The organism is Cecembia sp. (assembly GCF_007126775.1).
Taxonomy (GTDB): Bacteria; Bacteroidota; Bacteroidia; order Cytophagales; family Cyclobacteriaceae; genus Cecembia.
Genome location: NZ_SLAP01000170.1, coordinates 13,222 through 30,727 on the forward strand (window position 1 = coordinate 13,222; position 17,506 = coordinate 30,727).

The 17,506-nt window shown below is 39.4% G+C and carries 22 protein-coding genes; 10 read left to right on the plus strand and 12 right to left on the minus strand.

Annotated features, from left to right (window positions below):
* Positions 1-6: 6 nt before the first annotated feature.
* On the minus strand, positions 7-1,704 hold the full coding sequence (locus QZT73_RS11410; protein ID WP_291788230.1) for an amidohydrolase family protein: 1,698 nt from the start codon (positions 1,702-1,704) through the stop codon (positions 7-9).
* A 245-nt stretch (positions 1,705-1,949) separates the two neighbouring features.
* Here QZT73_RS11410 and QZT73_RS11415 point away from each other — a divergent pair, with 245 nt between their 5' ends.
* The 6 genes from QZT73_RS11415 (at position 1,950) to QZT73_RS11440 (ending at position 4,586) form a co-directional block, all read left to right on the plus strand.
* Positions 1,950-2,312 (plus strand): response regulator, encoded by a 363-nt coding sequence (locus tag QZT73_RS11415; protein ID WP_291778265.1) that lies wholly within the window; start codon positions 1,950-1,952, stop codon positions 2,310-2,312.
* 83 nt (positions 2,313-2,395) lie between these two features.
* Complete coding sequence (locus QZT73_RS11420) at positions 2,396-2,662, plus strand: DUF3253 domain-containing protein (protein ID WP_291778267.1); 267 nt, start codon at positions 2,396-2,398, stop codon at positions 2,660-2,662.
* A 36-nt stretch (positions 2,663-2,698) separates the two neighbouring features.
* Entirely contained in the window at positions 2,699-3,358 is a 660-nt protein-coding gene (gene msrA, locus QZT73_RS11425; protein WP_291788232.1) for a peptide-methionine (S)-S-oxide reductase MsrA, read from the plus strand.
* A 58-nt stretch (positions 3,359-3,416) separates the two neighbouring features.
* Positions 3,417-3,920 (plus strand): DUF4920 domain-containing protein, encoded by a 504-nt coding sequence (locus QZT73_RS11430; RefSeq protein ID WP_291788235.1) that lies wholly within the window; start codon positions 3,417-3,419, stop codon positions 3,918-3,920.
* On the plus strand, positions 3,913-4,344 hold the full coding sequence (locus tag QZT73_RS11435; RefSeq protein ID WP_291778273.1) for a hypothetical protein: 432 nt from the start codon (positions 3,913-3,915) through the stop codon (positions 4,342-4,344). The genes QZT73_RS11430 and QZT73_RS11435 overlap by 8 nt, the downstream gene beginning before the upstream one ends.
* Positions 4,345-4,346: 2 nt before the next feature.
* Positions 4,347-4,586, plus strand: coding sequence for a hypothetical protein (locus QZT73_RS11440; RefSeq protein ID WP_291778276.1), 240 nt, complete (start codon positions 4,347-4,349; stop codon positions 4,584-4,586).
* A gap of 26 nt (positions 4,587-4,612) precedes the next feature.
* Here the strand turns inward: QZT73_RS11440 and QZT73_RS11445 are convergent, their stop codons facing one another.
* The 3 genes from QZT73_RS11445 to QZT73_RS11455 form a co-directional block, all read right to left on the minus strand.
* Entirely contained in the window at positions 4,613-5,500 is an 888-nt protein-coding gene (locus QZT73_RS11445) for an HAEPLYID family protein (RefSeq protein WP_291778279.1), read from the minus strand.
* A gap of 115 nt (positions 5,501-5,615) precedes the next feature.
* Positions 5,616-6,884 carry a hypothetical protein gene (locus QZT73_RS11450; protein ID WP_291788237.1) on the minus strand — a complete coding sequence of 423 codons (1,269 nt, stop codon included), beginning with the start codon at positions 6,882-6,884 and terminating at the stop codon, positions 5,616-5,618.
* 89 nt (positions 6,885-6,973) lie between these two features.
* Positions 6,974-7,345: a hypothetical protein gene (locus QZT73_RS11455; protein ID WP_291788240.1), complete on the minus strand. Its 372-nt coding sequence runs from the start codon at positions 7,343-7,345 to the stop codon at positions 6,974-6,976.
* A 133-nt stretch (positions 7,346-7,478) separates the two neighbouring features.
* On the opposite strand from QZT73_RS11455, the gene QZT73_RS11460 reads away from it, so the two are divergent.
* Positions 7,479-7,871, plus strand: coding sequence for a DUF983 domain-containing protein (locus QZT73_RS11460; protein ID WP_291777157.1), 393 nt, complete (start codon positions 7,479-7,481; stop codon positions 7,869-7,871).
* A gap of 7 nt (positions 7,872-7,878) precedes the next feature.
* Here the strand turns inward: QZT73_RS11460 and QZT73_RS11465 are convergent, their stop codons facing one another.
* Together QZT73_RS11465 and QZT73_RS11470 are read right to left on the minus strand one after the other, a co-directional pair.
* Positions 7,879-8,481: a hypothetical protein gene (locus tag QZT73_RS11465; protein WP_291777159.1), complete on the minus strand. Its 603-nt coding sequence runs from the start codon at positions 8,479-8,481 to the stop codon at positions 7,879-7,881.
* A gap of 95 nt (positions 8,482-8,576) precedes the next feature.
* Entirely contained in the window at positions 8,577-9,977 is a 1,401-nt protein-coding gene (locus QZT73_RS11470; protein WP_291788242.1) for an alkaline phosphatase, read from the minus strand.
* 123 nt (positions 9,978-10,100) lie between these two features.
* Here QZT73_RS11470 and QZT73_RS11475 point away from each other — a divergent pair, with 123 nt between their 5' ends.
* The 3 genes from QZT73_RS11475 to QZT73_RS11485 are packed head-to-tail and all read left to right on the plus strand — an operon-like array spanning position 10,101 to position 11,216.
* Positions 10,101-10,484 carry an alkyl hydroperoxide reductase gene (locus QZT73_RS11475; protein WP_291777163.1) on the plus strand — a complete coding sequence of 128 codons (384 nt, stop codon included), beginning with the start codon at positions 10,101-10,103 and terminating at the stop codon, positions 10,482-10,484.
* On the plus strand, positions 10,481-10,852 hold the full coding sequence (locus tag QZT73_RS11480; protein WP_291788246.1) for a hypothetical protein: 372 nt from the start codon (positions 10,481-10,483) through the stop codon (positions 10,850-10,852). Before QZT73_RS11475 ends, QZT73_RS11480 begins: the two co-directional genes overlap by 4 nt.
* Positions 10,853-10,856: 4 nt before the next feature.
* Positions 10,857-11,216, plus strand: coding sequence for a DUF2237 domain-containing protein (locus QZT73_RS11485; RefSeq protein ID WP_291777166.1), 360 nt, complete (start codon positions 10,857-10,859; stop codon positions 11,214-11,216).
* 35 nt (positions 11,217-11,251) lie between these two features.
* On the opposite strand, the gene QZT73_RS11490 is transcribed toward QZT73_RS11485, so the two are convergent.
* The 6 genes from QZT73_RS11490 to QZT73_RS11515 all read right to left on the minus strand — a co-directional run bounded on the left by QZT73_RS11490 (position 11,252) and on the right by QZT73_RS11515 (position 17,391).
* Entirely contained in the window at positions 11,252-12,493 is a 1,242-nt protein-coding gene (locus QZT73_RS11490; RefSeq protein ID WP_291788247.1) for a glutamate-5-semialdehyde dehydrogenase, read from the minus strand.
* A complete protein-coding gene (proB, locus tag QZT73_RS11495) occupies positions 12,486-13,562 on the minus strand; it encodes a glutamate 5-kinase (RefSeq protein ID WP_291788281.1) in 1,077 nt (358 codons plus the stop codon). Before proB ends, QZT73_RS11490 begins: the two co-directional genes overlap by 8 nt.
* A gap of 121 nt (positions 13,563-13,683) precedes the next feature.
* Entirely contained in the window at positions 13,684-14,667 is a 984-nt protein-coding gene (gene corA, locus QZT73_RS11500) for a magnesium/cobalt transporter CorA (RefSeq protein ID WP_291788250.1), read from the minus strand.
* Positions 14,668-14,693: 26 nt separating this feature from the next.
* On the minus strand, positions 14,694-15,068 hold the full coding sequence (locus tag QZT73_RS11505) for a response regulator (RefSeq protein WP_291778153.1): 375 nt from the start codon (positions 15,066-15,068) through the stop codon (positions 14,694-14,696).
* Between the two features lie 374 nt (positions 15,069-15,442).
* Positions 15,443-17,074 (minus strand): chaperonin GroEL, encoded by a 1,632-nt coding sequence (groL, locus tag QZT73_RS11510; RefSeq protein WP_291788252.1) that lies wholly within the window; start codon positions 17,072-17,074, stop codon positions 15,443-15,445.
* Positions 17,075-17,112: 38 nt separating this feature from the next.
* On the minus strand, positions 17,113-17,391 hold the full coding sequence (locus tag QZT73_RS11515; protein WP_219286312.1) for a co-chaperone GroES: 279 nt from the start codon (positions 17,389-17,391) through the stop codon (positions 17,113-17,115).
* Between the last annotated feature and the right edge of the window lie 115 nt (positions 17,392-17,506).

Here is a 17,506-nt window from a genome sequence, read left to right on the forward strand (position 1 = left end):
TTGGAATTATTGGTTGCTTTGATTAGGTTTTTTATTGGCGTTGAGAGGGAAGCTGCCAAAATCACTCAGTGACATATTACCACGGAAATCATCTTCCGAAACATCACCTGCTACCGTAACTTCCAATGCCATGCCTCCGGCGGAGACATTAAAAGTAAAGGAGAGGTTATTCCCTGATAGGGTGATGTTATTCATCTCAGAACTGGCTTTTCCGCTGCCTGCCGGATTGTCATAAGTGATTGTTCCTTTGTAGGAATCTCCTTCTTTTTTGATTTCCATGGTGCCATCAGAACTACCTGCGGGTGTATCCGAAGTGTATTCCCAGACTCCGGCAATGTCAATGGTTTTTCCATTTTCTCCATTGGCCTTACTTTTTTTGCTGACATCATAATCAAAAAGATAACCATCAGCAATAACATGTTGAATCTGAGCTTCCTCTGAAAAGATCGGAGCAGTACTGATCACCATATTGGCAAGTTTACCTTTTTCCAGTGTTCCAGCAAATTTTTGTATGCCCATTATATTGGCATTATTGATGGTCAGAGCTGCGAGTGCTCCATCTTCACTCAATCCATTTTCAATCATCAAACGGATGTTTTTCAGCATTTCAGAACTCCTGCCGCCCATGCTGGTAAACCCAAATGGGATTCCGGCTGCTTCAAGTTTGGAAGGGCCTTCGAGGATGCTTTTATATGCCTCTCTGATTTTGAGTGTCCGGGACTGCATTTCTTCGGTTTTACCCTCCAAATCTGCATTGGCAGTCTTGTCATTGGGTAATCTGAATCCTATGAGTACTTTGGCATTAGAAGCTTTCATATCATCTAATGCATAATCAATTTCTGTTACACCAGTGAGGATCAAATTGAATCCAAATTCCCTTTGTAGCGCTGTTGCCCTTTTGATTTCTAAATCGTTGGAAACCTCAAAAAGGATAGGCATGTTTTTATCCAAAACAGGGAAAAAGGCCTCGAGCGTTTTATTCATCTCCGGTCTTGCCACTCCGGAAGTGGAGGCAAACAGCCGGTTGTGTTTTGCAGATAACTCAGCATTTTTGTACAAGTCCCTGAATTTGGCCATAATGCCCAATTGTGTGCCGGGATACATCCCACGTCCACCACCTACATTCCTAAATCTTGCACCCATTGCAGTATTGTTCGCCAAAATATTGGAAGAAGTTTTTCCTCCGAAGGTGACAATGGCAGATTTTCCTGGAAGCATACCACCTTCTGGAATTATCTGGGCAATGGTGAAACCAACCTTTCTCCAATCCGAAATCTGGCTGCTTTTTGGGTCATAATTGTCAAGGACTGATCTCCACGGAGTGATGCCTGCAATCTCATCGGGAGGATTGGAAGAATCAAAATCAGCCGGTCTTTCGGGATCGGCCGGTTTGCTTACTCCTGCACCTGAAGCGCCATCAATAAACCCAGGATAAACAAATAAAGAGTCTCCTGGAATAATCTGGGCCTCTGGAGGAAGAGAGAGGTTATTGCCTATACTTTCAACCAATCCGTTTTTAATTAAAATGGTGGCCCCGTTTATGGTCTTTCCTGGAGAAGTGGTAACCGTAGCATTCACTATGGCATAGGTACCTGTCACCCTTCTTTCTCCCTTTGGATCACTCTGACCAAAAGTATGTAGGCTGACAAATAATGCCATGAAAATTAAACTACTGAATACCTTTGGTTTGAATCGGATATTCATAACGTATATGTTGATTTTACTGGTTTTCTCAATAATCAAGGTTACGAAAGATTTTTTTTTCAAAAAATTATTTTTTTTCTAAATGGCAAAATCGGTTAAGAACGGCAAATATTTTTTAACATAATGCATTTTCATTTATTTGTATTTTTTTATAAAAAATTTATACAATTTTAAGTTTTAAAACGCTTGTTTTTTATAATTCTTAATATTTATATTTATCCTATCAATTGTTTAAAGCGTATTACATGAAACAGATTTTGGTAATAGAAGATGACAGACTGATTTCCAGTTTGGTTACTTTTAAATTGAAAAAAGAGGGGTACAATATTACTGTTGCCACCAATGGGAAAGAGGGCATTAATCTTTTTAACACTGTATCGCCTGATCTTTTAATCACGGATGTATTGGTTCCCAGAGAAGATGGTGTTGAAATTATAGATTATGTAAAAGAGAAAAAGCCGGACTGTCCTGTTATCGTCCTCAGTACAGAAGGGGACAAGGAAGATTTTGTAAAAGAAGCCTTGAATTCCGGCGCTTCGGACCATATGGCCAAACCTTTCCACCCCAATGAGCTTGCTTCAAGGGTAAGGAACCTCATGCGTAATTAAATTCAAGTTTTTTGAAGAATTTTTTAATTTCAGTATTCTTTATTTTTTAAATGATTTTTTAATTTTTTTTTGTTTTTTGCCCTATGGAGCAGAAAACCTTATTCCCCTATATCTTAGAAACTGCCATCTTGGAAATGGGAAGGATAAGAGGGCATACTTCTTTTTGTCCTTCAGAGGTGGTCAGATGGTTATATCCGCAGGATTGGCGACACTTTATGCATGATATTCAGCTCGAAATGATGCGCCTTTATAGGGAAGGAAAACTGGTAGTTTTACAAAATAACAAAGCAATTGACCCTTTGGAATTACCTGTTGGGCCTGTAAGAATCCGGGTATTGAAAACTTCTTGATTCCAATATTGGTTATTCCTACAAATGATTATCCTTATGAAATATTTTCATATTCTTTTCATCCTATTGCTAACAGGAAATATGGCCTGTGCACAACAGACGCCATCCAAAAAAAATAAGACCATGCAAGATTTGCCCAAAACAGAAGTTGAGACACCCAATGGGTATGAAGTAGCTACCTTAGGTGCTGGTTGTTTCTGGTGTACGGAGGCCATTTACCAGAATTTACAGGGAGTAGAGACCGTACGCTCTGGTTATAGTGGTGGACACGTAGATCAGCCTACCTACCGACAGGTTACTTCCGGAACATCAGGTCATGCAGAGGTAATACAGTTTTATTTTGATCCTGCTGTTATCTCTTTTGAAGAAATATTGGAAGTCTTTTGGTCCACTCATGACCCGACTACATTAAACCGTCAGGGAGCGGATGTTGGGCCACAGTACAGGTCGGCTGTTTTTTACCACAATGAAGCACAGAAGGAAGCGGCTGAATTTTATAAAAACAAATTGAATGCTTCCGGAGCCTTTGACAAACCAATAGTAACAGAAGTTACCGCCTTCAATAATTTCTACGTGGCTGAAGATTACCATCAGAATTATTTCAATGATAATGGCATGCAGCCTTATTGTCAGTTTGTGATCCGTCCAAAGTTGGAGAAATTTAAAAAGGTTTTTGCAGAAAAATTAAAAGATTGAAAGTCTGGAAATATTTTATTCAGCTTGACTTTTGATTATTTTTGAAAAAAAAATGCTTATGAGAACGATTTTATCTGTCATTTTACTTGCTGTTTTTACGCTATCAGCTTGTAATAGCAAGGAAGTTCAGGAAAAAAGTACAGATGTTTCATCTGAAACATTACCGATTGGATATTTTGGTGAGGAAATCAATGACCAAGGAGTCAATACATTGGATAGACTTGTAGCCGTTTTGGAGACCGAAAATGAATTTCATGGAAAGGTAGTTGGGGAGATCAAAGAGGTATGTTCAAAAAAAGGTTGTTGGATGACCATTGACTTGCCGAATGGAGAAAGCATGCGCGTTACTTTCAAAGATTATGGTTTTTTTGTTCCCAAAAATGCACATGGCTATCCCGTAATTATTGAGGGAGTAGCGACCAAAAAAGTTACGGACGTGGCCACCTTAAAGCATTATGCAGAAGATGCAGGGAAATCTGTTGAAGAAGTCGAGGCCATCAAGTCCCCGAAAAAAGAATATGCTTTTGAGGCCATTGGAGTAATTATCCAAGATAATGCATAAGACCTTTTTCAGGGTTTTTCTGTTCAGTATATTTCTTTTCGCAGGTTGTAAGCCTGAAAATCAAAAGGAACAGCTGAAGGTGCAGCGGTTTCCCAATGAGGATGCTCCCTTGGCATTATTGATGCGGGAAATGTTTGAAGACTTGGAAGAGGTGAAGGTTGCAGTTGGAAATGGGGAGCGCATCAAATCTTATGTAGAAAAGCACCGGAATCTTCTTGAAGTGAAGCCTACAGACCCCAAAGTAAAGACTCCTATATTCCATATGATGGGGGAGGCTTATTTGGAAAGCTTGGCTAATTTAGAAGAAAGTCCACTAGAACTGGTGAAAGCAAATTACCAAACGGTTATCAATACCTGTATTGGATGTCATCAGCAATATTGTCCCGGACCGGTAAAAAGAATCCAACAACTAGAAATTGATTAAGTATGGCCATTGCACTGGACAATTTAAGGGTAGGTAGGTTTTATGAACTGACCAATCAGGGAGAGATTAGGAGGTTGGAAATTCTGGCCAGGTTGTCCGGAGAAAATTTCAAAGTGAGGGATCTGGACACTACAGAAATTTATACGATTGAAGAATTACTGCGATGGGGCAAAGGAAAAGATTATGAGCTGGATGAAATTATTGGTTTTTCAGCAAAAGGAATTGTCCCTAAACAATTTTGAAAAAAGACCGCATTTAGCGGTCTTTTTTAATGAAAGGTTTTGAATCCAGGTTCATAGATGATCCGTACGAAGGAACTCAAACTTTCCCTTTCCCTATTGATAGGTATTCCTGTGACTATACCTACCATCAGGTTTTCCGCCAGTCCTACGCGCATCTGAGGACGAAGGACAGTTTCCAATTTCCCATTGATGATTTCTTTATTGACTTCAATACCGATAAAGTTTCTCGTACCTGCTATCATATAATGGAAATTGCTATGGATTTCATAGCTTATTTCTCTTCTGCTATTGAATTCTTTTTCTATCCTTGGTCCAGTATAAACCAAAGTATGGTAATTCATTCCCCATCTTTTGGCTGCGATAAAAAATGGGTTGTATATATTTCCCTTGAATATATCCCCCCGTCCTATTTTGTTGAGATCGACAAATTCAAATTCATGGATATAACCCAAAGCCAAAGTAGTTTTAGCCTTTTCAGAAACCAGGAATGACCATTGGCTTGCCAGCTTTAGGGATTCGATCCTATTGGACGGGCGATCAATATCTGTAGGGTTACCTCTTACATTAAAGAGGGTTACAGGTACTTCTATTTCTAGGCCTAACCTGTCAATTGGTGCCCATTCATATTCCACGAGGGCTTCGTATTTGTCAACGCCTCTTTTGTCAAACATGCCAAAACCTACGTTCCATTCCTTTTCTCCTTTTCTTGCACCCAGATCTCTGATAAGGTCAATGTAAAGGGGTTCTGCATGCAGCACTTTTGGTTTTTTGTATTTTTCAGGCTCTTCAAATTCAGCCAAAAATATGCTGTCCAAAATAACTCTCTCCAATTTTAGGCTGTCTATTTCATCTTGAGCCTTGATCATGCCGATTGAAATGACCATAAAGGTTAAGATACCCCATAACTTTTTCATTGCTTCTTCTAATTTCGTTGCAAATTTTGCATATTTTTTGGTTACAAGGAAAACCAACCTCGGCGGTCTTTTCTATTTAACCGGTGTTTTTTACTGGAATTAATCGCAGGTGGTTTCAGAAAATAAGACCTATTCCGAACTCTATCCTGTTTGCTTCTTCTAAGGGGCTGTCAACCAAATTTTTACGTATTTGATAGTTACCCTTGAATACTATATTTTTTTTAGGCCTTAGATTTGCACCCAAACTTAAGATTTGTAGGTTTTGTCTATCGAATCCTTCTGTATCAAAACCAGTGCCTACTGATGCATGCGTATCAAGCCTTTCGTATCTTATCCAGATGGGCAATTTCCAATCTTTTTGGCTATTAAATTTCCCCCAGATGTCCCAACGCAATTCTCCGTAATAGCCGAAGGTTTCTTTCCCCATAATCTGGTTGTTGAAGACAAATATCCTGTCAGTTTGTGTCATTGAGCCTTTCATCACCAAGCCAAACAATGAAAAATCAGACCAGTCATAACCAAAGAATCCAGAATAAAGAGAAACCATAGGAGCAAAATTACTACCATCTGGTAATTTCCTTCCGCTATTTGCATTGCCATGATAGGCTGATATCCCCAATTTGACGTCTTCTCTTCCGACGTATTCCAATTTTCCATTTCCTGCCCATGATTCAGGCCAAGCAAAGCTATGGTACCGACCTCTTCTAATCCAAGTTCCTTCCACCATATTGGCAGCATCTAGCCCTTTTGTCATTCCCAGATTATATTCCAATTGATCGTTCAGGAAATTCCCATAAAACATAATTCCGGTCTCCAACCACTGGGTAGGGGAAATGATCCTTTCTACTTCAGGCCTATTTACAGAGTAAAAGGCAATGGGTTCCTCATTGATATTGGTATATCCTATGGGAATAGGGTAATTTCCAATCCGGAGATTGAACGAGGGATGAAACAGGTAATCAAATATCCACTCAAAATTGAATTCGGTTCCCGATTCCCTAAAACCGTCATGAAGGAATTCCCCTTGTAATTCAGACATGAAAATGAACTTGTCTGTAATTTTATACCCGAAATAAACCCCAAATCTATAAAGGTTACTGTAGAACAATTCGAGGTCATCTCCTCTGTTTTTTTCACCCAAATAAGTCACGGAATTGATTTCTGTAAAGCCGCTGATTGAATACCTGCGTTCCGCTGAATAAATCTTGGAAGCTGCATTCGCCAGACCTGGCTGTTTGATGTACTTTAATTCCTCAATCAATCCCTTATTTTCTATGTTATCCTTTTTGGTTGTGTCAGTTGTATTTTGATCTTCTCCTTTTTGCGCGTTACCCTTTATGGAAAACACAAGAAGAAAAATCAAGAAAAAGATATTTTTCTTCATGGTTATTTACAATGATTTAATTCATACCTGTGATGTAAAATTATAGATCAGATGCTTGTCTTGATTACATCTGATAATGAAACGTCATCTTAAATGAATTGGGGGGGAGGGGAAAAAACATCCCCTTTGATTGATTCAAAAATATTGGAATAAAAATCAGTAAATGTTAAAGAGGTACAAAGACTTACTATTTGAAGTTTTAATTCCTCTTTCTCAAAATGAAGTTTAATATCTGTAAATTTCTTTTTTTCATGAGGAACTTCCGTATCAGGAATAGTTTCTTCATCCATGTCCAATACAAATTCCAGCACCAGTTCAGCCAATGAATCTATGGGGTCATGGTGTGCCAATAGGGTAGAGTCCATAACAGAAGCATGGTAAAAATTGGCAGTAAGGTTAATAAAGTTCACCAATAAGAGGTAAACCAAAAATTTACTGATGATGCTTTTTTGTAAACGCATTAACATAATTCAAAAGTAGCTAAATTATGATAAAATGACTACTTTTCGATTGATTCTAATTAAAATCTAATTGTGACCTATATCACGTTGTTTTGGAGATCATCCATTTATTTTGCGTCTTATTAATTATATTATGAAAAGAAGAAGTCTGGGAAATGCCATGTTAAATGGCAAATGTCCAAGGTGTAGAGAGGGTAATATTTTTCCGGTGGCCATGATGAGTTATTTGAAGCTGACAGATGTGCATCAAAAATGTGCACATTGTGAAGCAGTCCTTACCCCAGAACCTGATTTTTTTTATGGTGCCATGTATATCAGTTACGCTTTTTCAGTGGCTCTGGTAATCAACATCCTGATTGTTCTCAATTATGTGTTTGATGACCCGGAGATTTCTGTTTATGTTATTACAGTGGTTGTTGCCAATTTCCTTTTGTTGCCGCTCATGCTCAGGTATTCGAAAGTACTATACCTTTATTGGGTGGGGAAATTGAAGTATGATCCGGAAAAGGCATCCATAAAAAATTAATTAAGACTTAATGGATCAAGACTGGGGATTTACTATCAAAAACCCATTCTGAACCATCTTTGAAATAAAAGATCAGTTTGGAATTCAATTGTTCAGTTTTGGTAAGTGGAGACATCAAACTTAAGGAAATAAAATTTTCTAATCTTGAAAAATCCCTGAATTTGCTTAATCTGGTTCCATCAGGTAATTCAAAAAGATAAGAAATATCTGTAGAGGGTGGGAGTCCAAGGAAGCTATTGTTGTTAAAGATTCGAATATTGGAAATATTCTGAACGTCAAATCTGGGGTTACATCCTGCCAAAAGAAAATCTTCTTTGGAAAAGTTTGAATTAAAATGCTTTAAAGGCCTGAAATCCAGTTCGATATTGTATCTGAATTCATTCAAAGATACGGTATCGTTTTCTGTGGAAAAACGCATTTGTTGATAGGGGCTAAAAAAAAGCCTGTTCACTTGATGTAATTCTGCAATTATGGGATTTGGACATACCCGTTCTTCAAATACAGGATGGATATCACAGGATTGATGGATACACAACCCCAGTTGCAATAAGAGCAGCCTTTTAATTTTTTTGACAATATAAAATCCAGTTACCCGCATCTCCTTTCCCAAAATATTTGATTTTAAGCCAAATAACATCAACGCATTGACAATACTAAAAATAAAAAAAATCAGGTAAATTTTAATTACCTGATTTAAAAAAAGCGCTACACGAATAATTCTCTTTCAGCACCGCATGCCTCAAGCATTAAATTATGCAGTTCATAATTCTTTACAAAACCACTCATTTTTTCACTTCCAGGCCCATACATGGCCAATTCCACATAATCTGCAGAATGGTTGGTTCCAGCCCACTGGATGGAAGTATAACGGGATTGGATTCCTGCCAATTGGTGAAAGGGCAGATTCGTAGGGTTATACAATCCATCTGCGCCTACTGTATAGGATGATAGAATGGCCTCCGCTTCTTCGGCTTTTAAAGGCATCTGTTGGTATTCCATAAACAGTTCTCTGACCATTTCTACATTAAAATCAGGGTTGATTTGTCTGAGCATCCATTCGTTAGAAGCTTTTGTATCGTACAATCTTTCGAAATTTTTATTGGCCTGTCCATTGTAGAAAAGACCAGGATTGGAGTTTCCATGATCGGTGGTAAGGATCACGAGGGTGTCTTCATCTGCCATTGCAAAATCCATTGCTACTTTCACTGCTGCATCAAAATCCAACTGGTCATATAAAAGAGCAGGTGCATCATTTCCATGGGCTGCCCAGTCCACCTTGCCTCCCTCAACCTGCAATACAAATCCCTGGGGCCTAGAGCGCATGATATCAATGGCTTTTTGGGTCATCTCTGCCAAGCTGGGAATATTTTGGCTTAGAATAGGGTCTGTCATCCTATCTATGGCATATGGTAATCCATCATCGGCAAAAACCCCCATAATGGGTTTTTCTCCTGAGCTGCGCATCATTTCTTCCTTATTTCTGACCAGATCAAAACCGGTCTGTCTGTAAGCTTCAAAAAGGTCTCTTTGGTCCTGTCGTCTTTCAGCACTGAAATAATAGGCTCCTCCCCCCATCATGACGTCAAATCTCAATTTGAGGTAATCCTCTGCTATTTCGGGCATTGCATTCCGGCTGCCATTATTGACACAAAAGGAGGCAGGTGTTGCATGGGTAATCTGCACAGTGGTAACACAACCCACAGCCTTATTCATGGATTTAAATTTTTGAAGAATAGGCACTGGTTTTTCTCCATCAGGACCTACGTTAAGCGCCCCATTTCTGACCCGCATACCACCACCCCAAGCGGAACCTGCTGCTGCAGAGTCTGTGATAAAAGAGCTGGCAGAAGCAGTGTCCATTAGACCTCTTCGGACTTGATTTTGCTGATACAGGTCGATCCAGGTCGATGCCTTTCCATACTTATGCCTTGCCAATATATCTGCCATGTTCAAGGTTCCTGTACTCATGCCATCACTCACCAAAAAGATGATGTTTTTTGCCATTCCGGCCTTTTTGGAAGGAGCTGCCAAGGCAGGTACTGTGCCGAAAGCACCCAGTCCTAATGTGGTCAGTAAGCCGTTTTTGAAGAAATCCCGTCTTTTCATAATATCTTTTAGGTTTTAAGATTTAAAATTAGAGCCAATCTACTGTCATATTGAAAATTAAAGATTAGCAAATTGTTAAACTTGTATTATTAAACCAATGGTTTTATTTCAGGTTAAACAGATATGAAAATGACACTTCAATTGGCGGCACTATATAATTTGTGTTGGGGTGCTTGGGTAGTACTCTTTCCTCAACAGTTTTTTCTCCTTACAGGAATGGAGCCTATTAACCATCCCATGGTCTGGCAGGGAATGGGAATGGTGATAGGAGTTTATGGTTTGGGCTATTGGTGGGCCAGTTTTGACCCTATACGTCACTGGCCTATTGTGGCAGTCGGATTTTTGGGTAAAATTTTTGGTCCCATTGGATTTGTATATAACTACTTGTTGGGTGATGTCCCGATCACATTTGCCTATACATTAATTACCAATGACCTGATTTGGTGGGTCCCATTTTTTCTTATATTGAGAAAAGTTCATGTTGAACATCAATGGGCATTAAAATGATACAAAAATTATTAACCTATGCACTGGGCTTGTTTTTTATAATAGCTGGAATCAACCATTTTATCCAACCGGGCTTCTATTACCCTTTAATACCAGACTACCTACCATGGCCTAAATTCATCAATTTAGCTTCCGGAGTTTTGGAAATTTTTCTGGGACTGGGAATCCTTTTGCCTTCTAGCAGAAAAGTATCTGCAGCAGGAATTTTAGTTTTGATGGTCCTTTTTATACCCTCTCACGTATATTTCATTCAGATCGGAAGTTGTGTAGAAGATGGACTTTGTGTGCCGGAATGGCTGGCTTGGGTTCGCCTGGTGCTGGTTCACCCATTATTGATATTATGGGCATTGTATGTTTCTAAAAGATAAAAAAATGGCAAAGAATGTATTTGGAGAAGAATTACTCAATTGCAGTACAGACCCTATGACAGGTTATTATAGAAATGGCTGTTGTGAGACAGGTGAAGATGACTTGGGCACCCATACAGTGTGTGCTGTGATGACGAGGGAATTTTTAGAATTTAGTCTGAGCCGAGGGAATGACCTCATTACCCCTAGGCCCGAATATGTGTTTCCAGGATTAAAACCTGGAGACAAGTGGTGTCTATGTGCCAGCAGGTGGGTTGAGGCATATAAGGTTGGGCTGGCCCCCAATATAGTGCTGGAAGCTACACATGAAAAGACATTGCAATTTATTCCCTTGGAAGAATTGGTGAAGTTTGCAGAAAAATAATTATGATCATATTTTTAAGAAGAATACACCTTTGATCAGTTCCTGATTTGGCCATTTCCTCTGATTACCCATTTATAAGATGTCAGTTCTTTTAGAGCCATGGGTCCTCTGGCATGGAGTTTTTGGGTACTGATGCCGATTTCTGCCCCCAGTCCAAATTGGTTGCCATCGGTAAAGGCTGTTGATGCATTGGCATACACTGCTGCAGCATCCACCTCATTCAAAAAACGTGCGATATTTTCCGGGCTTTCAGAAATAATTGCTTCGCTGTGTTTGGAACTGTATTGGGCAATATGGTCTAGTGCCTGATCCAAATTATCAACGGTTTTGATGGCTATTTTCAGTGATAAGAATTCGGTGCCAAAATGGGTTGCCTCGGCTGGCATTATCAAAGGGTGGGAGGGAAGAGCATGGAAAGCCTTTTCGTCAGCATATATCAGCACGTCTTTCTCCAGGAGTGGGGCAATGATTTTGGAAAGGTCCCTCAGTCGATTTTCATTGATAATCAGACAGTCCAAACTGTTGCAAACGCTAGGTCTTCGGGTTTTGGCATTGAAGATGATGGCTTTGCCTTTTTCAAGATTCGCAGTCTCATCAAAATAGGTATGCACAATACCAGCACCGGTTTCAATGACAGGTACTTTTGAGTTTTCCCGTACATAATCGATCAATCCCTGACTCCCACGTGGGATGATGATGTCGACGACACTTACTGCATTTAAGAGTGCTTCTGTGGCTTTTCTGTCAGGAGGGAGCAATAAAAAGGCTGCAGTTGGGATGTCGTTTTTTTTCAGGGCCAGATGAATGACTTTCATAATGGCTTTATTGGAATGAGCTGCATCAGATCCTCCTTTAAGCACCAAGGCATTTCCAGACTTCAATGAAAGGCAAAAAACATCGAAGGTAACATTGGGGCGGGCTTCATAGATTACCCCTAAAACTCCAAGTGGGACTGAGGTTTTGAGGAGTTCCAGTCCATTTTCAAGTATCTTTTTTTCCAATGCATGACCCAGTGGGTTGGGAAGGTTTTTGACTTGTTTGACCTCTTCCAAAATTGACATGACTCTATCCTCAGTCAGTAATAACCGGTCATATTTTGGATCTCCAGGATCCATTTTGGCCAGGTCCATTTGATTGGCATGCAATATTTCAGGAATCGCTTTTTGGCTGAGAATTACCAAATCATCCAAGGTATCCTGAATTTGATGTTCGCGCACTTGGCTCAGTTTCCTGGAAGCTTGTTTTAAATCCCAAAAAACAATGTTAAGATCATTCATGTATAAAAAGATAAAGGTAGTCGTAATGGATAATGGGTTTTTGGTTTTTTTGGCCGATTTTTTCTCCCAATGACTTCATTCCATATTCTGCCCTCCCCAGACCGATGCGCTTACCGCTTTCATTGACGATTCTCAAGATATCACCTTTTTCAAAATCACCTGAAAATGAAACTACTCCTACCGGCAATAGGCTGCTGATCTTATTGGAAAATAATGCTTTTTCCGCTCCATCATTGATTTTGATCTCCCCTTTGTAGTACTGTTCTCCATGGGCCAGCCATTTTTTTGGACTATGTTTGACAGGTGAAGGTTCAAAGCGGGTACATTGGGCCCTTCTATCAAGGATTTCATCTAGAATCCCCTCTTTTTTACCATTAGCAATGAAAACTTCGATCCCAAGGTTGGCGGATTTTTTGGCCATGTTCAGTTTGGTTAACATTCCTCCTCTTCCGAAAGAAGACTTGCTCGCCTGTATGAAGTTGGATAAATCCTGGCTTTGTTGATCTACCTTTTCAATGAGCATTGAATTGGTATCTTCTGGGGGGCCGGTGTAGATTCCATTTACATTGGTCAATAAGATTAATGCATCCGCATTGACCATGGCAGCAGTGAGGCTGGCCAGTTCATCGTTATCGGTAAACATCAATTCAGTAATGGCCACCGTATCATTTTCATTGACCACTGGAATGATGCCCAGTGAAAGCAGTCCCTCCAAGCAGTTTTTCATATGGAGGTAATGCTTTCTATCTCTGAAATCCTCTTTGGTGACCAATACCTGAGCGATAGAATGTCCTAAATCAGCAAATAATTTTTGATACGTATTGATCAGGGCTATTTGCCCATTAGCAGCCCAGATTTGCTTTTTTAGTACGGGATTAATCTTATCTTGGAGATGAATGTTTTTTCTTCCAAAAGCAACTGCTCCCGAAGTGACCAAAATAACTTTCTTTCCTTTGTTTTTTAATGAATTGACTTGTGAACAAAGCGACTTGATCCGGGAAAAATCAGGCATACCCGAGTTTTCGGTAATGACATTGGAACCGATTTTTATCACCAAGGTTTGCAAAATTATTTCAAATTAATTGAATTATATTTACAAAAATAGGGGATTAATTAATAAAGTACTAGATAATAATTGTTGCAGGAATTTTTCTGAGATCAAGTAAACTGGTGTGATCTTTAATGATTGATTAAAACCACCTTTTCCGCTTAAAATAAAGCACCATCAATAGGGAAATGGAGAGAAATACCAACCAAGTCCCCCAATATCCATAGCGCCAGTTTAGCTCTGGCATATTTTCAAAATTCATTCCATATACGCCTGCCAAAAAGGTAAGTGGGATAAATATGGTGGCAATAATTGTTAAGGTCTTCATCACCTCATTTTGCTTCAGGGAAATATTGCTCATGAAGATCTCCACCAATGTGGTGATGGATTCCCTTTGCATTTCCAGATTTTCCATGATTTCAACGGTTTGTTCATACACATCGTTGATATATGGTGCTGTTCTTTTTTTGATCAAAGGATTTTCTGATTTCCGCCAGACGGAGAGCAGTTCCCTTGTAGGCCATATCACCTTCTTGATTTCCTGTATGTATTTTCGCTGATGGTATATTTCTGCCAGTTTGACATTTTTATCCTGACTGACGATACTGTCTTCCAGGATTTCTATTCTATCAGTAATCTTTTCCAAAAGCAGGTAATACTCATCCACAATGGCATCGACCAAAGCATAAGCAAAATAATCCGTACTGTTTTTCCGCATTCGGCCTTTGGGATTTTCCAATCTTGCTCTGATACCATCAAAAATATCAAAAGGTGTTTCCTGAAAGGTAATCACATAGTTTTTTCCAAAAATGATACTGACCTGTTCCGATTCTATATCGAGGCCTTGATTTTTGGAGTACAGCATTTTGATCACAATCAAGATGAAATGCCCATAATCCTCAATTTTTGTTCTTTGTCCGTTACTTTTGATATCTTCTAAAGCCATTTTGTGGATGTCAAAAACGGCTGCTAATCCCTCCATTAAGTCCTGATTGTTTAAGCTATCCACATTTAACCAAAACTTATGATCGCCGTTCAAAAAAGGCCCAAGGTCCTCCATGGATTGAATCAGGTGTTTTTTGAAAACCTGCTCTCCAAACTCATACAATTCCAATTTGACCTCCATTGGTTTATCTCTTTGGGGAAATATCTTTATAAAATGCTTTTCATCTTTTCCGGCGTCAATGGTTTTTCCAAGAAAGCCTGTACTTCATTATAAGAAAGGGCCTTATTCCTATCCTTGTAGTCGATAGAGCTGGAAAGCATGACGATTTTATCCTGTCTTTCCTTAAAGTTTTCCTGATATAGATTCAAAAAATCCCAACCATTGGTTACAGGCATGTTGATATCCAATAAAATCAAAACCGGTTTCGATACATCTATTTCTTGAATTCTTTGAAGGGCCTGTTCAGCCTGCAGATAATCTTCTACGCTATCTGCTATATTCAGTTTAGAGATTAACCTCCTATTGATCAGGTTATTGATGGGATCATCATCTACAAGAATAATCGCAAAGTAAGGATACATTAGCGGGGTTATAGGCTTTCTTAAAATTCCTAACGCAGAATTTTTTTCAAAGATATGCATAGTCTTCAAAATTTTAAATTCTTTTTCATGAATACATTTAACCCGCATTACGCATTAGGTTGCGTAGTAGCCTGTCCCAATGAATATCGGGAAGAGATCAAAACGCAAAATAATCAAGCATTTAGCGAATGAAGCGTATTCATCTCTATGGTGAATGAGCTAAATACAGTATAACAATTGATTATAAAGTGTTATGAGCTCGTAATAGAAGTCCTAATGCTTAAAATATAAGGACAATGCATACCAATTGGGTATCAACAAAAAAGGAGTCCAAATCGGACTCCTTTTTATTTTTGAAATTGTTGAGGCTTGGCTTACATCATGCCGCCCATTCCTCCTCCGCCACCCATTGGAGGCATGGCAGGACCATCTTCTTTCACATCAGCTACCACACACTCTGTAGTCAGCAATAGGGCTGCTATAGAGGCTGCATTTTCCAATGCCAATCTTGTTACTTTGGTCGGATCAATTACACCTGCCTTGAATAGATCTTCATATACATCCGTTCTTGCATTGTAACCATAATTGCCTTTGTTTTCTTTGATCTTATTGATCACTACAGATCCTTCACCACCTGCATTTTCTACGATAGTTCTCAATGGAGACTCAATAGCAATTCTTATGATGTTGATGCCGGTATCCTGATCTTCGTTTTCACCTTTGAGGTTCTCTAAGGCAGAAGCTGTTCTCACCAGGGCAACACCACCACCTACTACTACACCTTCCTGTACAGCAGCTCTGGTAGCATGCAAGGCATCATCTACCCTGTCTTTTTTCTCTTTCATTTCCACTTCAGTAGCAGCTCCGATGTATAGGATAGCTACTCCACCAGACAACTTGGCCAATCTCTCCTGAAGTTTTTCTTTGTCATAATCAGAGGTTGTTTTTTCTATTTGAGATTTGATCTCAGATATTCTTGCCTTGATTTGGTCGGATTCTCCAGCACCATTTACAATGGTTGTATTGTCTTTGTCGATATTTACCTTCTCAGCTGTACCAAGATAATCCATGGTTACATTTTCCAGTTTATAACCTCTTTCCTCAGAAATCACAGTTCCACCGGTAAGAATGGCAATGTCTTCCAACATGGCTTTTCTTCTGTCACCAAATCCTGGGGCCTTAACAGCGGCTACTTTCAAAGCACCTCTGATTTTATTGACCACCAAAGTAGCCAAAGCTTCTCCGTCTACATCTTCGGCTATGATCAATAATGGCTTTCCTGACTGAGCAACAGGCTCAAGAATCGGAAGCAATTCTTTCATAGCAGAGATTTTCTTATCATAAATCAAAATGTAAGGCCTTTCCAATTCGGCTTCCATTTTTTCAGTATTGGTCACAAAGTAAGGAGAGAGGTAACCTCTATCAAACTGCATACCTTCCACGGTTCTTACTTCTGTCTCTGTACCTTTGGCTTCTTCCACAGTGATGACACCGTCTTTGCCTACTTTGTCCATGGCATCAGCGATCATTTTACCGATCTCATCGTCATTGTTAGCAGAAACAGTAGCCACTTGTTGGATTTCTTTACTAGTAGAGATGGCTTTTGAATTGGCTTTCAATTCAGCTACCACAGCAGCTACAGCCTTGTCGATACCTCTTTTTAGGTCCATTGGATTGGCACCTGCCGCAACGTTTTTGATTCCGGCGTTGAAGATTGCTTGAGTCAACACGGTGGCAGTGGTAGTTCCGTCTCCTGCATTGTCAGCAGTTTTGGAAGCCACTTCTTTCACCAATTGTGCGCCCATGTTTTCAATGGGTTCTTCCAATTCGATTTCTTTTGCTACCGAAACACCATCTTTGGTGATGGTAGGAGCACCAAATTTTTTGTCAATGATGACATTTCTTCCTTTAGGACCTAAGGTAACTTTTACTGCATCAGCAAGAGCATCTACGCCTTTTTTCAATCGGTCTCTTGCGTTGGTATTGAAAAATAGTTCTTTAGCCATTTTTTTGTTTTTTTAGTTTTTGATTGTTTTTTAGATGATTACAGAATCGCGAAAATATCAGCTTCCCTCATGATCAGGTAATCATGACCTTCTACAGAGAGTTCTGTGCCGGCATATTTGCCATAAAGCACTGTGTCACCTACTTTTACAGTCAAGGGTTCATCTTTTTTGCCATTCCCTACTGCTACTACGGTTCCTTTTTGTGGTTTTTCTTTTGCAGTATCCGGAATGTAAAGGCCGGAGGCAGTTTTCTCTTCAGCTGCAGCAGGTTCTACCAGAACCCTGTCTGCAAGAGGTTGGATGTTAACTTTTGACATAATAATTAGACTTTTTAAGGTTAGTTCTAAAACGTTACTAAGCGAATAATCATTTCTTGTGCCAAATTCAGTTTAATGACCAAATCTGACAGAAAGGCGTAAAAGCAGATCGTTT

Bases quoted from the DNA above. Each gene is read 5' to 3' on its own strand.
- QZT73_RS11515 (WP_219286312.1), bottom strand. From the start codon at position 17,391: ATGTCAAAAGTTAACATCCAACCTCTTGCAGACAGGGTTCTGGTAGAA.
- QZT73_RS11445 (WP_291778279.1), bottom strand. From the start codon at position 5,500: ATGAAAAAGTTATGGGGTATCTTAACCTTTATGGTCATTTCAATCGGC.
- QZT73_RS11490 (WP_291788247.1), bottom strand. From the start codon at position 12,493: ATGAATGATCTTAACATTGTTTTTTGGGATTTAAAACAAGCTTCCAGG.
- QZT73_RS11415 (WP_291778265.1), top strand. From the start codon at position 1,950: ATGAAACAGATTTTGGTAATAGAAGATGACAGACTGATTTCCAGTTTG.
- QZT73_RS11470 (WP_291788242.1), bottom strand. From the start codon at position 9,977: ATGAAAAGACGGGATTTCTTCAAAAACGGCTTACTGACCACATTAGGA.
- QZT73_RS11420 (WP_291778267.1), top strand. From the start codon at position 2,396: ATGGAGCAGAAAACCTTATTCCCCTATATCTTAGAAACTGCCATCTTG.
- msrA (WP_291788232.1), top strand. From the start codon at position 2,699: ATGAAATATTTTCATATTCTTTTCATCCTATTGCTAACAGGAAATATG.
- QZT73_RS11410 (WP_291788230.1), bottom strand. From the start codon at position 1,704: ATGAATATCCGATTCAAACCAAAGGTATTCAGTAGTTTAATTTTCATG.
- QZT73_RS11455 (WP_291788240.1), bottom strand. From the start codon at position 7,345: ATGCGTTTACAAAAAAGCATCATCAGTAAATTTTTGGTTTACCTCTTA.
- QZT73_RS11440 (WP_291778276.1), top strand. From the start codon at position 4,347: ATGGCCATTGCACTGGACAATTTAAGGGTAGGTAGGTTTTATGAACTG.
- QZT73_RS11460 (WP_291777157.1), top strand. From the start codon at position 7,479: ATGAAAAGAAGAAGTCTGGGAAATGCCATGTTAAATGGCAAATGTCCA.
- QZT73_RS11450 (WP_291788237.1), bottom strand. From the start codon at position 6,884: ATGAAGAAAAATATCTTTTTCTTGATTTTTCTTCTTGTGTTTTCCATA.
- groL (WP_291788252.1), bottom strand. From the start codon at position 17,074: ATGGCTAAAGAACTATTTTTCAATACCAACGCAAGAGACCGATTGAAA.
- QZT73_RS11475 (WP_291777163.1), top strand. From the start codon at position 10,101: ATGAAAATGACACTTCAATTGGCGGCACTATATAATTTGTGTTGGGGT.
- QZT73_RS11435 (WP_291778273.1), top strand. From the start codon at position 3,913: ATGCATAAGACCTTTTTCAGGGTTTTTCTGTTCAGTATATTTCTTTTC.
- QZT73_RS11485 (WP_291777166.1), top strand. From the start codon at position 10,857: ATGGCAAAGAATGTATTTGGAGAAGAATTACTCAATTGCAGTACAGAC.
- QZT73_RS11505 (WP_291778153.1), bottom strand. From the start codon at position 15,068: ATGTATCCTTACTTTGCGATTATTCTTGTAGATGATGATCCCATCAAT.
- corA (WP_291788250.1), bottom strand. From the start codon at position 14,667: ATGGAGGTCAAATTGGAATTGTATGAGTTTGGAGAGCAGGTTTTCAAA.
- QZT73_RS11480 (WP_291788246.1), top strand. From the start codon at position 10,481: ATGATACAAAAATTATTAACCTATGCACTGGGCTTGTTTTTTATAATA.
- QZT73_RS11430 (WP_291788235.1), top strand. From the start codon at position 3,417: ATGAGAACGATTTTATCTGTCATTTTACTTGCTGTTTTTACGCTATCA.